Here is a 12,595-nt window from a genome sequence, read left to right as displayed (position 1 = left end):
GGCAAGGTGGTGACGAAATGACGCGAGTGGTCGTGATCGGCGATCTCATGACCGACGCAGTCGCGCGGGCTTTCCACCCGCTGGCTCGCGGCAGTGACACCCCGGCTTCGGTGATCATGTACGGCGGGGGCTCCGGCGCCAACGTCGCGGCGTGGCTGGCGCTCGAAGGCACCGACACCGCCCTGGTGGGCCGGCGCGGCTCCGACATCACCGGCCGGACCCGCGAGATGGAACTCATGGGGTTCGGGATCGACGCCCGCATGGTGATGGATCCCGAGCGCCCCACCGGCACCTGCGTGGTCATGATCACGCACCGCGGCGACCGGACGATGCTGAGCGACCCCGGTGCCAACGCCGCGCTGCAGCCCGAGGATCTGCCCCGTGACGTGTTCGGGCCGGACGGCCACCTGCACATGTCCGGCTACACCTTGATCAACGAGGGCTCCCGGCGCGCCGCCCGCGTGGCGCTGCGCATGGCGCGCGAGACCGGCATGTCGATCTCCGTCGACTGCGGCTCGCACGCCCCGCTGGAGCGGGCCGGCGCGGAGTCGTTCCTGGACTGGACGAACGGCGCCCGGCTGCTGTTCGCCAACACCGAGCAGGCCGCCGTGCTCACCGGCCGCGACGAGGCCGAGGCCGCCGCCCGGGTGCTGACCGCCTGGTACCCCAACGTGGTGATCAAGCTCGGCGACGCCGGCGCGCTGTGGGCCTCCAAGACGCGCGACGACATCGTCGTGGTCCCGGCCGAGCCGGTGGAGCCCTCGCCGGGGTCGATCGGCGCGGGCGACGCCTTCATCGCGGGCTTCCTGCCGCCGTGGCTGGCCGGCCACCACCCCAAGGACGCGCTGTCGAACGCGCACCGGCTGGCCGCCCGCGCGCTGCACCAGCCGGGCGCACGGCCCGACCTCGACTAGCGCCGCCACCGTTCCGCCGACGCGCCGCCCAGGACGACCTGGGCGGCGCGTCGGCGTGCGCGGCCCGGCCTCAGGCTCTCGCGGCCAGGGCCAGCGGCAGCACCGCCGGAGCGCCGGCCTCGCGGAGCAGCCGCGCGGCCACGGTGAGCGTCCATCCGGTGTCGACGTGGTCGTCGAGGAGGAGCACCGGCCCGTCCAGCCGGGCGAGCCCGGCCCGCAGCTCGGTGGAGACGGCGAAGGCGTGCCACAGCGACGCCAGCCGCTGCGCGCTGTTGTGCCGCCGCGGCCCCGGGCCGTCAGGGTGCGCGTAGTCGAGCGCGCCCAGCGGCGCCAGCCGGCCCACCTGGGCGAGCCGGGCCGCGAGGTCGCCGATCATCCGGGGCCGGGTGCGGGACGGCATCGCGACCACCCCGGCCGGCCGGGCGCTCCACGGCCAGGCGGCGAGCACGTTCACCACCGCCTGGAACACCTGGTCGCCGACCGGCTGGTCCGGCGCCTCCTCGGCGAGCAGCCGGCGCAGCGTGGCGCCCCAGCCGATATCGGTGAACCGGGCGAGCGCCCGCCCCTCTTCCGCCCGCAGCTCGGGACGGATGGCCCCGGAGGCGTCGACCCCGAGCTCGCGCATGCCCGTGGGCCACTGCCGCCGCGCCGGCACGGCGATCCCGGGGCGGTCGAGATGCGCGGCGGCGGCCGCCTGCTGCTCCGGGTCGACCTCGGCGGTCCACCGAGGTCCGGCGCAGTTGTCGCACCGGCCGCACGGCCCCGCGCCGGCGTCGTCGAGCTGGCGGCGCAGGAACTCCATCCGGCAGCCGGACGTGGCGATGTAGTCGAGCATGGCCCGCTGCTCGGCCTCGCGGGCCCGGGCGACCGCGGCGTACCGCTCGGAGTCGTACCGCCACGGTTCGCCGGTGGCCGCCCACCCACCGCGCACCCGGCGCACCGCGCCGTCGACGTCGAGCACCTTGAGCATCTGCTCCAGCCGCCCGCGCGCCAGGTCCACCTGGGCCTCCAGGCGCGGCACGGACACCGGCTCACCGGCCTGGGCGAGCGCGTCCAGGGTACGGCGCACCGTCTCCTCGGGCGGGAAGGAGACGCTGGCGAAGTACCGCCAGATCTCCCGGTCCTCGCGCCCGGGCAGCAGCACGACCTCGGCGTGCTCGACGCCGCGCCCGGCCCGGCCGACCTGCTGGTAGTAGGAGATGGGCGACTGCGGCGCCCCCAGGTGCACGACGAAGCCGAGGTCGGGCTTGTCGAACCCCATGCCGAGCGCGCTCGTGGCCACCAGCGCCTTCGTCCGGTTGGCGATCAGGTCGTCCTCGGCGCGCTGGCGCTCCTCGGGGTCGGTCTGCCCGCTGTAGGCCCGCACCTCGTATCCCCGTGAGGCCAGGAATTCGGCGGTCTCGGCCGCCGCGGCCACGGTGAGGGTGTAGATGATGCCGGAGCCCGGCAGGCGGCCGAGGTGCTCCGCGAGCCAGCTCAGCCGGGCGGTGCTGCCGGGCAGCTCGACGACCGCCATGTGCAGGCTCTCGCGGTCGAGGGAGCCGCGCAGCACGAGGGTCTCGGCGCCGTCGCCCACCTCCAGCTGCTCGGCGACGTCGCGGGTGACCCGCTCGTTGGCGGTGGCGGTGGTGGCCAGCACCGGGATGCCCGCGGGCAGTTCGCCGAGCAGGGTGCGGATCCGCCGGTAGTCGGGCCGGAAGTCGTGCCCCCAGTCCGAGACGCAGTGCGCCTCGTCGATGACGACGAGTCCGGCGCCCGCGGCGAGTTCGGGCAGCACCCGGTCGCGGAAGTCGGGGTTGTTGAGCCGCTCGGGGCTGACCAGCAGCACGTCGACCTCACCGGCGGCGATGTCGGCGTAGACCCGTTCCCAGGCGTCGAGGTTGGCGCTGTTGATGGTGCGGGCGCGGATGCCGGCGCGTTCGGCGGCCGAGATCTGGTTGCGCATCAGGGCGAGCAGCGGCGAGATGATGACCGTGGGCCCGGCCCCCTGGGCCCGCCGCAGCGCGGTGGCCACGAAGTAGACCGCCGACTTGCCCCACCCGGTGCGCTGCACCACGAGCGCGCGCCGGCGCTCGGCCACCAGGGCGTGGATGGCGCGCCACTGGTCGGCGCGCAGCCGCGCGCCGTCCCCGGCGAGGGCGCGGAGATGGCGTTCGGCCTGCTCGCGCAGTGCGGAATCGATCTCGGGACCGGCGGCCCCGGGTGGAGCGGAGGTAACCATGCCCTCCTTGCTACCAGAGCCGGGCGACGCCGCGCGGGCCGTCCACAGGCCTCGCTCGACTCCACCGGCTACCGGTCGGGCTCGCCGGAACGGTCCAGGGCCTCGGCGAGTTCGTCGACCACCAGGCGCTCGCCGTCCGTCTCGCCGCGGCTGTAGGCCACCCGCCCGAGGGTCTGGGTCAGCACCGGGACGGTGACGAACTGGAAGAGCGCCACCAGCCCCAGCGGCGCGGCCGATCGGAGGTCGGGGAGCTGGCAGGCCGCGCCCGCGAGCAGCAGGACCAGCCCGACGGTGTCCGGCTTGGCGGCCGCGTGCATGCGTCCCAGCAGGGTGGGGAATCGCACCAGCCCGATGGTGCCGACGAGCGTGAACAGCGCGCCGAGCGGGAGCAGCACGGCGGTCAGGACGTCAGCCGCGGTCATGCGCCCGCCTCTCCGCGAACCGGGCGCCGGTCAGCGTGCCGACGAACCCCAGCAGGGCGATGGTGACCATCAGTCCCACGTAGGTGGTGTCGCCGCGCACGGCCGCCTCGACCGCGATGGCGCTGACCAGGAGCACCGACAGGGCGTTCAGGCACACGATCCGGTCCAGGACCGAGGGGCCCCGCACCAGCCGGTACAGCGTGAAGAGCACGCTGAACCCCAGCATGGTGAAGGTCGCGACGTAGACGCCGGACATCAGGGTCATGAGTCTCCTTCCCGGGCGGGGACGGCGTTCGCCGGCGCGGCCGGCTCGGCGGACCGCCCGAACTCGGCGAGGTCTTCGGCGGTGCCGAACGCCCGCACGAACAGTTCCTCGGTCCGGCGCACCTGGCGGCGCAGCCGCTCGACCGCCTCGGGCGAGTCGATGGGGATGCCGTGCACGTAGATGACACCCTGGTCACGGTTGAGCTCGATGACCATGCTGCCGGTGACGAGGGAGAGCCCGCCGCTGACCATGGCGAGCAGGAAGTCGGAGTCGGTGCGCATCGGCACCGCGACGATCGCGCCGCGGGTGCGGCGCGGCCGCCACAGCACGTGGACGGCCACCTGGGCGCTGGAGGAGAACAGGTCGTAGCCGATGGCGGCCGCCAGGCGCAGCACGGCCAGCGGGCGGAAGCCGAGCCGCACCGGGATGTGCGGGAGCTTCGCGACCGAGTAACAGGCCGAGCCCACCACCGCACCGGCGATGATGGTCCCGGGACTGGGGTCGCCCCACAGGATCACCCACATGGCCGTCAGCCAGAGCACGGTGGGCAGCCGCCCGAGCAGCCGCCGCGGCCAGGTGCGTTCCGCCGGGACCGCGCTGGAACTGCCGGCCCCGGCGCCCGCGGACGGGGTGACAGTGGTCATCGGGCACCTCCTCCCAGTACCGCCTGGACGTAGGCGCGGCCGTCGAGAAGGTCGTGGGCCGCCACGAAGCTGAGATCGGCGAGCGGACCGGCCGCGGCCGCCACCACCAGCCCGACGGCGACCATGACCCCGGTCATGGCGGTCATGAACCGCAGGCCGCCGAGGTTGCCGCCGCGCCGCAACTGCGCCTTCGCCTCGACCATGTCGGGCAGCGGTGTCCCCCAGAACGCCCGCGTCCAGATGCGGAAGATCGCCATCAGGGTGAGCAGGCTGGTGAGCACACCGGCGGCGATACCGAGGTACACCAGCCATCCGCCGGCCGCCACCCCCGCCTCGAAGAGCGCGACCTTGGCCACGAACCCCGACATCGGGGGCAGTCCGGCCAGGCTGAGCGCCGGAAGGAAGAAGAACAGCGCCAGCGCGGGCGAGACCGTGGTGAGCCCGCGGATCGCGCGCAACGAGGTGTGGCCGACGTACTGGCGCACCAGCCCGTTGACCAGGAACAGCGTCGCCTGCACCACGATGTGGTGCACCAGGTAGATGACCACCCCGGCGATACCGGCGACGGTGTTCAGTGCCAGCCCGAAGATCATGAACCCGATGTGACTGACCAGCGCGAAGGACATCACCCGGTTGATGTCGTCCTGCACGAGTGCGCCGAGGATGCCCACGACCATGGTGGCGATCGCCACCCAGAGCATGACCGCCGAGATGTCGTCCCGTACGAACAGCAGGGTCTGGGTGCGGATGATGGCGTACACCGCGACCTTGGTGAGCAGCGCGGCGAAGATCGCCGAGATGCGGGTGAGCGCCACCGGGTAGCTGTCCGGGAGCCAGAAGTGCATGGGCACGATCGCGGCCTTGATCCCGAACACCACGAAGAACAGCAGCGCCAGCACCATCCGCAGCGCTGGCGGCGCCGCCCCCAGCTTCTCGGCGATGTCGGCCATGTTCACGGTGCCGGTGAGCGCGTACACCAGCGCGATCCCGGTCAGGAACAGGATCGAGGAGGTCAGGCTGACCACCGTGTAGATCATGCTGGCCCGCACGCGCGCGCGGGTCGGCGCCTGGGTGATGAGCGTGTAGCTCGCGGTCAGCATGATCTCGAAGCCGACGAACAGGTTGAACAGGTCCCCGGCGATGAAGCTCAGGCAGACGCCCGCGGTGAGCACCAGGTAGACGGGGTGGAACACCTGCGGCGTCGCGCGGCTCAGCCCGCCGATGTCCTGGCCGATCGCGTACAGCAGCACGATCAGCAGCACCACCGAGGAGACCAGGAGCAGCAGTGCGGCCAGCGGATCGGCCACCAGGGTGATCCCGAGCGGCGCGGCCCAGCCACCGGCCTGGCTGGCCACCACATCGCCGTCGGCGGTCCGCGCCACCAGCAGTGCGGCGCCGGCCACCACACCGGCCAGGGTGAGGGTGCTGGTGATGCGCTGGGCGCGTGGTGCGGCACGCAGCAGCAGCGTGACCGCCGCGCCGAGCAGCGGCACCACCAGCGGGATGGCGAGCAGCACGTTCACGAGGAGTCCTCCGGCTCCGTCAGGCGGCGGATGCGGCGGTCCTCAAGGTCGTCGGGCACCTCGTCGTTCTCGTCGCCCAGCCACACCCGGTAGGCGAGCGCCAGCAGGAACGTGGTGACCCCGAAGGTGATGACGATGGCGGTCAGCGCCATGGCGTGCGGCAACGGGTCGGACATCTCCCCCGACGCGCCGCCGAGCAGCGGCGGCAGGGTGATGGCCTCGTCGGTGAGCAGCAGCGACATGTTGGCGGCGTGGCCGAGCATGAGGATGCCGAAGACGACCCGCATGAGCGACCGCTGCAGCAGCAGGTAGAAGCCGCCGGAGTACAGCACGGCGACGGCGATCACGAGGATGAAGCTGGGAGTGCTCACGCGCCTCCTCCGTCCGCGGTGGCGCCGCCTCTGGGGCGCCGCCCGGCCCGCTCCTCGCGGGCCTCCTGTTCCTCCGCCTCCATCCGCGCGCCGAGGGCGGCCACGACGGACAGCACGAGACCGACGACGATGAGGAAGACCCCCGTTTCGAAGATGAGCGCGCTGAGCAGCTTGACCTCCCCGAAGACGGGGAGGGTGAACGTGAACTGGGCGGTGTCCATGACGGGCCCGCCCACGAGCAGCGGCGCGACCGCCGTGCCGCAGGCGAGCAGCATCCCGATCGCCAGCAGGCTGTTGGGCCGCAGCGGCAGCCCGGCGGCGAGCTCGTGCCGGCCGCCGGCCACGTAGCGCAGCACGTAGGCCATGCTCGCGACGAGCCCGCCGGCGAAGCCGCCGCCCGGGCGGTCGTGCCCCGAGACCAGCAGGAACACCGAGAACGTCAGGATCGCCGGGATGAGCAGCCGCGCGACGACCTCCAGCAGCACCGAACGCGGGCCGAACGCCGGCCGCACGACCGTGCTGAGCCAGCGCTCCCGCGGCGCCTCCCACCCCTCGGGCGGTCCGGTGCGTCCGGACGGGGAACCGTTGACGGCCATGGTCATCCTCCTTCCTCGGGACGGGACGGATCGTGCGCACCGCCCGCTTCGGCGCGGGGACCGGCGGTGGAGGCGCCGGCCGGCTCGCGCGCCGGGCCGGGCCGTCCGGCGGTGAGTTCATCGGCCATGCCGGTGTCGGCGGCGCGGTCGCGGCGGTTGAGCAGCACCAGCGAGGCGACCGCGACGGCCGACGTCGCCAGGACGACGATCTCGCCGAAGGTGTCCAGCGCGCGGAAGTCGGCGAGGATCACGTTGACCAGGTTGTGCCCGCCCGCCTCCTCGGCGTGCTCGGCGAACTGGCGGGAGATGGGGGCGGAGGTGCGCGCCGCGGTCATCAGCCACAGCGACGTCGCGACGAAGCTCCCCGCCGCCACGCACAGCGCGAGGGTGCCCCGCTTGCCCCAGCCGTTGGGGCGCACGTTGAAGGTGGCGGGCAGCCGCCGCAGCACGAAGACGAGGATGATGGTGGTGAGGGTCTCGACGAGCACCAGCGTGAGCGCGAGGTCGGGGGCGCCGTGCAGCACGAACAGCCCCGCGATCCCGAAGCCGAGGGCGCTGATGAGGATGAGCGCCGGGAAGCGCCGGTGCTCGCGCACCGTGGCGATCGCGGTCACCACGATGATGAGGGCCACCACGATCTCCAGCGGGTTGTCCCACCAGCGGAACGTGGGGCCGCCCGCGGGCACCGCGACCTCGCCCTCGGCCAGCGCCACGACGAGCCGCACACCAGGCAGGGCGAGCAGCGTCGCCAGGATGATGCCGAGGTAGACCGGCAGCGAACCGCTCTGGGTGCGCCGGGTGACGCTGAGCGCCGTGGAGTACACGGAGTGCACGAACAGGTGGTAGCCGAGCTCGGCGTCCGGCCAGCGCGGCATGGCGTTCTGCACCCTGGCCACCCACCGGCGCCGCCAGAACAGCAGCGACCCGGCGACGGCCACCAGCGCGGACAGCGCGAGCGGCACGCTGAAGCCATGCCATAGCGCCAGGTGGTAGCCCTCGCCGCCGTGCCCGCCGGCCAGGAACGGCGCGGCGTAGGCCTGCGCGACGGGGTCGACCAGGGCGGGGAGCACGCCCAGGACGAGCCCGGCAGCGGACAGCAGTACCGGCGCGGCGACGAAGGCCCGGCTCGGCGGGCGGAACCGGCGCTCGGACACCGTGTACTTGTCGGCGAAGGCGCCCCAGATGAAGCGTGCGCTGTAGGCGAAGGTGAGCGCCGAGGCCGCCACCAGGCCGGCGAGCACCGCGGCCGAGGTGACCGGCCCGAGCGCCGGGTCGTGGCCCGGAAGGAACGCCTCGAACGCCGCCTCCTTGCCGACGAAACCGAGCAGCGGCGGCAGGCCGGCCATGGACGCGGCCGCCGTGGCGGCGGCCACGGCGAGCACCGGCATGCGCCGCCCGAGCCCGCTGAGCTGGCTGATGAGCCGGGTGCCGGTCTGGTGGTCGATCACGCCGACGGTGAGGAAGAGCGTGGACTTGAAGAGCCCGTGCGCCAGCAGCACTCCGATCAGGGCGGTGGCCGCCGTCGGGGTGCCGGCACCGGCGAGCAGCGTCAGGAAGCCGAGCTGGCTGACGGTGCCGTAGGCGAGCAGCAGCTTGAGATCGTCCTGACGGAGGGCGCGCCAGCCGCCGACCACCATGGTGGCCAGCCCGAAGCCGAGCACCAGCGCCCGCCATGGGTCGACGTCGGCGAACCCGGGCGCGAGCCGCGCGACCAGGTAGACGCCGCCTTTGACCATGGCCGCGGCGTGCAGGTAGCCGCTCACCGGTGTGGGCGCCACCATGGCTCCGGGCAGCCAGTGGTGCAGCGGCACCTGGGCGGATTTGGCGAACGCGCCGGCGAGGATGAGCACCAGGGCGAGCGGCAGCCACGGGCTGTCGGTCGGCGGATGGGCCACGAGTTCGGAGATCCGGTAACTGCCGCCGATCTGGCCGAGGATGACGAACCCGATCAGCATGAGCAGGCCGAATCCGGCCGTGGTGACGAGGGCCTGGGTGGCCGCCCGGCGGGCGTTCTCCTTGCGGTCGTCGTGGCCGACGAGCAGGAACGAGGAGACGGAGGTCAGTTCCCAGAAGACGTAGAGCGCGAACAGGTTGTCGGTGGTGACGACGCCGAGCATGGAGCCGGCGAAGATCACCAGGACGGCGGCCAGCCGTCCCAGGGCGCGCTCGTCGGACCGGAAGTAGGCGGCGCTGTAGCAGAAGATGACCGACCCGACCCCGCTGACGAGCAGCACCATGGCGAGCGCGAGCGCGTCCAGCCGGAAGTCGAGGGTGATGTCGAGGGCCGGCACCCAGGACACGGAGGCCGTGACCGGGCGCCCGGCGAGTACGGAGGGGGCCTGGACCAGCGCCCAGACCGCGGCCAGTGCCAGCGGCAGGCTCGCCACGAGGAACGCGCGGGAGCCCGTGGCTCGGATCAGCGGCGGCACGAGGACCGCGACGATGGCGTGGATCGCGACGATGAAGGGCAGCAGCATAAGCGACGTTATCGGCGGTCGGACCGGGGGCGCACCTTTCTCACCACCGGAGTGGGCATGGGCGGGGTGAAGCCTGATCGGTTGGACGGAACACCCCAAAGGTTAGCGGGCGTCCTCGATCTCACCTTGACGATGGGGCGACGAGGTGTACCATTTGCCGCCCCATATCCGACCCGCACCTCTGGTTACGCTGCGTATTTCCACTGGTCGACGGGGAATCCGTGCCGGGGCTGGCACGAATCGCCACTATTAATTCCTGGTTTCACCGTGTTTGATCTCACCAAACGCCAAAGGCGGGACACCAGGTCCCACTTACCGTCGGTCATGACGCACCCGGAACCACCCGCCCACCGGTCACGGAGCGTGGACACCCGGCGGGACCGGGCGGCCCCGCCGACCACATGAGACGCCTCACTCCCGGCCACCGGACGGAGCCCCGGCGGCGGGCCGGCCCGGGCCGCGCGCACCAGCCGCGGTCCCCTCCGGGACGGCCCCGCGCGACGGCGCGTCGGGCCCGCGCTGGTTCGCGGTGGCACCGTGCTCAGGCCAGAATGACGGGCATGGCCCGTACAACGTCCCAACCACCCGAGGAACTCACTGAGAACATCATCGACATCGACGTCTCCGAGGAAATGCGCGGCAGCTTCCTGGAGTACGCCTACTCGGTGATCTATCAGCGTGCGCTGCCGGACGCGCGTGACGGCTTGAAGCCCGTCCAGCGCCGCATCCTCTACCAGATGAGCGAGATGGGCCTGCGGCCCGACCGCGCGCACGTCAAGTGCGCCCGCGTGGTCGGCGAGGTCATGGGTAAGCTGCACCCCCACGGCGACAGCCCCATCTACGACGCCCTGGTGCGGCTCAGCCAGCCCTTCGCCATGCGCGTCCCCCTGGTGGACGGACACGGCAACTTCGGCTCCCTCGGTGGCGACGACGCCCCGGCCGCCATGCGGTACACCGAGGCCCGGCTGAACGCCGCCGCCCAGCTCATGGTCGCCTCCATCGACGAGAACGTCGTGGACTTCCGGCCCAACTACGACGGCCAGGAGACCGAACCGGAGGTCCTGCCGGCGGCGTTCCCGAACCTGCTGGTCAACGGCACCTCGGGCATCGCGGTCGGCATGGCCACCAACATGGCCCCGCACAACCTCGGCGAGGTCATCGCCGCCGCGCGGCACCTCATCGCGCACCCCGACGCCACCCTGGACGACCTCATGGAGTTCGTCCCGGGCCCGGACCTGCCGACCGGCGGCACGATCGTCGGCCTCGACGGAATCCGTGACGCCTACGTCAAGGGGCGCGGGACCTTCCGCACCCGGGCCACCGTCACCATCGACAAGGTGACCCCGCGCCGCACCGGGCTGGTCGTCACGGAGCTGCCCTACAACGTCGGCCCCGAGAAGGTCGTCAGCCGCATCAAGGAGCTCGTGCAGGCGAAGAAGCTCCAGGGCATCGCCGATCTGAAGGACCTCACCGACCGCAACCAGGGCCTGCGGTTGGTGATCGAGCTCAAGAACGGCTTCAACCCCGAGGCCGTGCTGGAGGAGCTGTACCGGCTCACGCCGATGGAGGAGTCCTTCGGCATCAACAACGTCGCGCTGGTCGACGGCCAGCCGCAGACCCTCGGGCTGCGCGAGCTGCTCTCGGTGTACGTCGCCCACCGCCTGGACGTGGTGCGGCGCCGCTGCGAGTTCCGGCGCGCCAAGCGTCAGGAGCGGCTGCACCTGGTGGCCGGCCTGCTCGTGGCACTGCTCAACATCGACGAGGTCATCGCCCTCATCCGCGACTCCGAGGACACCGCGCAGGCGCGCCAGCGGCTGATGACCACGTTCGAACTGTCGGACACGCAGGCGCGCTACATCCTCGACACGCCGCTGCGCCGCCTCACCAAGTACGACCGGCTGGAGCTGGAGTCCGAGCGCGACCAGCTCACGGCGGAGATCGCCGAACTGACCGCGATCCTGGAGTCCGACAGCAAGCTCCGCAAGGTCGTCTCCCGCGAGCTGGCGGAGATCGCCAAGGAGTACGCGACCCCGCGCCGCACCGTCCTCATGGAGAGCTCGGGCGTCACTCGGACCGCGTCGGTGCCCCTGGAGGTCGGCGACGACCCGTGCCACGTGCTGCTCAGCTCCACCGGGATGCTCGGCCGCAGCACCGGTGCGCGTCCTCCCCGTATGTACGACGGCCCGCGCACCCGGCACGACGCCACCGCGGCCACGGTCCCGGCGACCGTGCGCGGCGAGGTGGGGCTGGTGACCGACCTCGGCCGGCTGATCCGGCTGCCGGTGCTGGAGCTGCCCGAACTCCCCGACGAGAGTCCGGACGGGCCGCCGCTGCAGGCCGGGCTGCCCGTGTCGGAGTTCGTCGAGCTCGCCGACGGCGAGCGGGTCATCTCCCTGGCCTCGCCCACCGGTGACGGAGCGGGGCTGGTCGTCGGCACCCGGCAGGGCGTCGTCAAGCGGGTGGGCGGGGACTACCCGCAGAACAAGGACGAGTTCGAGATCATCGCCCTGCGCGAGGGCGACCGCCTCGTCGGCGCCACCCAGCTCGTCACCGGCGAGGAGGACCTCGTCTTCGTCACCTCCGACGCCCAGCTGCTCCGGTTCCCGGCCGGCGGCGTCCGGCCACAGGGCCGCTCGGCCGGGGGGGTCGCCGGCATCCGGCTGTCCGAGGGCGCCTCGGCGCTGTGGTTCGGTGCGGTGACCGCGCCTGAGGACTCGCTGGTCCTGACCGTGGCCGGCAGCTCCGCCGCGCTGCCCGAGACGCAGACCGGCGCGGCCAAGCTCACCCCATTCGAGGTCTATCCGGCCAAGGGCCGGGCGACCGGCGGGGTGCGCTGTCACCGGTTCCTCAAGGGCGAGGACGTGCTGCTGTTCGCCTGGGTCGGCCGCGCGCCCGCCCGCGCCTCCCGCGCCGACGGGGGTCCCGTGCGGCTGCCCGACCCGGACGGCCGCCGCGACGGCTCGGGCGAGGCGCTGCCGCGGGCCATCACGGCGGTGGGCACCGGCCAGACGAGCACCGCGGAGACCGGGAGCGGCGCTCCCGTCGCCTTCGGCGGGTGACCCGGCCGCCCGGCTCTCGCCGCCTGCGCGACGCGGGGCGGCGGGCCGGGCGGGGCCGGGCGGCCGGCGATCCGCACGGCCGCCTACGATGTCACCCGCTGTC

Annotated in this window: 10 protein-coding genes; 2 read left to right on the top strand and 8 right to left on the bottom strand. The window is 72.9% G+C overall.

Translation table 11 applies throughout. From position 1 onward, the window contains the following. Positions 1-26: 26 nt before the first annotated feature. On the top strand, positions 27-914 hold the full coding sequence (locus ACFQRF_RS20435; protein ID WP_379872853.1) for a carbohydrate kinase family protein: 888 nt from the start codon (positions 27-29) through the stop codon (positions 912-914). Between the two features lie 70 nt (positions 915-984). Here the strand turns inward: ACFQRF_RS20435 and ACFQRF_RS20430 are convergent, their stop codons facing one another. The 8 genes from ACFQRF_RS20430 to mbhE all read right to left on the bottom strand — a co-directional run bounded on the left by ACFQRF_RS20430 (position 985) and on the right by mbhE (position 9,433). Beyond that, positions 985-3,135 (bottom strand): RecQ family ATP-dependent DNA helicase, encoded by a 2,151-nt coding sequence (locus tag ACFQRF_RS20430; protein ID WP_379872745.1) that lies wholly within the window; start codon positions 3,133-3,135, stop codon positions 985-987. Between the two features lie 68 nt (positions 3,136-3,203). After that, positions 3,204-3,557, bottom strand: coding sequence for a monovalent cation/H(+) antiporter subunit G (mnhG, locus tag ACFQRF_RS20425; RefSeq protein WP_379872744.1), 354 nt, complete (start codon positions 3,555-3,557; stop codon positions 3,204-3,206). Continuing rightward, positions 3,544-3,822 carry an MrpF/PhaF family protein gene (locus tag ACFQRF_RS20420; RefSeq protein ID WP_379872743.1) on the bottom strand — a complete coding sequence of 93 codons (279 nt, stop codon included), beginning with the start codon at positions 3,820-3,822 and terminating at the stop codon, positions 3,544-3,546. The genes mnhG and ACFQRF_RS20420 overlap by 14 nt, the downstream gene beginning before the upstream one ends. Then, the gene (locus ACFQRF_RS20415; protein ID WP_379872742.1) at positions 3,819-4,466 is read right to left on the bottom strand and encodes a Na+/H+ antiporter subunit E; all 648 of its coding nucleotides are present in this window, start codon (positions 4,464-4,466) and stop codon (positions 3,819-3,821) included. Before ACFQRF_RS20415 ends, ACFQRF_RS20420 begins: the two co-directional genes overlap by 4 nt. Continuing rightward, positions 4,463-5,989 carry a Na+/H+ antiporter subunit D gene (locus ACFQRF_RS20410; RefSeq protein WP_379872741.1) on the bottom strand — a complete coding sequence of 509 codons (1,527 nt, stop codon included), beginning with the start codon at positions 5,987-5,989 and terminating at the stop codon, positions 4,463-4,465. The genes ACFQRF_RS20415 and ACFQRF_RS20410 overlap by 4 nt, the downstream gene beginning before the upstream one ends. Further along, positions 5,986-6,360 carry an NADH-quinone oxidoreductase subunit K gene (locus ACFQRF_RS20405; RefSeq protein WP_379872740.1) on the bottom strand — a complete coding sequence of 125 codons (375 nt, stop codon included), beginning with the start codon at positions 6,358-6,360 and terminating at the stop codon, positions 5,986-5,988. The genes ACFQRF_RS20410 and ACFQRF_RS20405 overlap by 4 nt, the downstream gene beginning before the upstream one ends. Continuing rightward, positions 6,357-6,956: an MnhB domain-containing protein gene (locus ACFQRF_RS20400; protein WP_379872739.1), complete on the bottom strand. Its 600-nt coding sequence runs from the start codon at positions 6,954-6,956 to the stop codon at positions 6,357-6,359. Before ACFQRF_RS20400 ends, ACFQRF_RS20405 begins: the two co-directional genes overlap by 4 nt. Before the next feature lie 2 nt (positions 6,957-6,958). Beyond that, positions 6,959-9,433, bottom strand: coding sequence for a hydrogen gas-evolving membrane-bound hydrogenase subunit E (gene mbhE / locus ACFQRF_RS20395; RefSeq protein WP_379872738.1), 2,475 nt, complete (start codon positions 9,431-9,433; stop codon positions 6,959-6,961). Between the two features lie 560 nt (positions 9,434-9,993). Between mbhE and ACFQRF_RS20390 the strand changes: the two genes are divergently transcribed. Beyond that, complete coding sequence (locus ACFQRF_RS20390; RefSeq protein ID WP_379872737.1) at positions 9,994-12,492, top strand: DNA gyrase/topoisomerase IV subunit A; 2,499 nt, start codon at positions 9,994-9,996, stop codon at positions 12,490-12,492. Positions 12,493-12,595: the final 103 nt, after the last annotated feature.

Source organism: Marinactinospora rubrisoli (genome assembly GCF_042664915.1).
Lineage (GTDB): Bacteria > Actinomycetota > Actinomycetes > Streptosporangiales > Streptosporangiaceae > Marinitenerispora > Marinitenerispora rubrisoli.
This window is presented reverse-complemented; position numbering and strand designations above follow the sequence as displayed.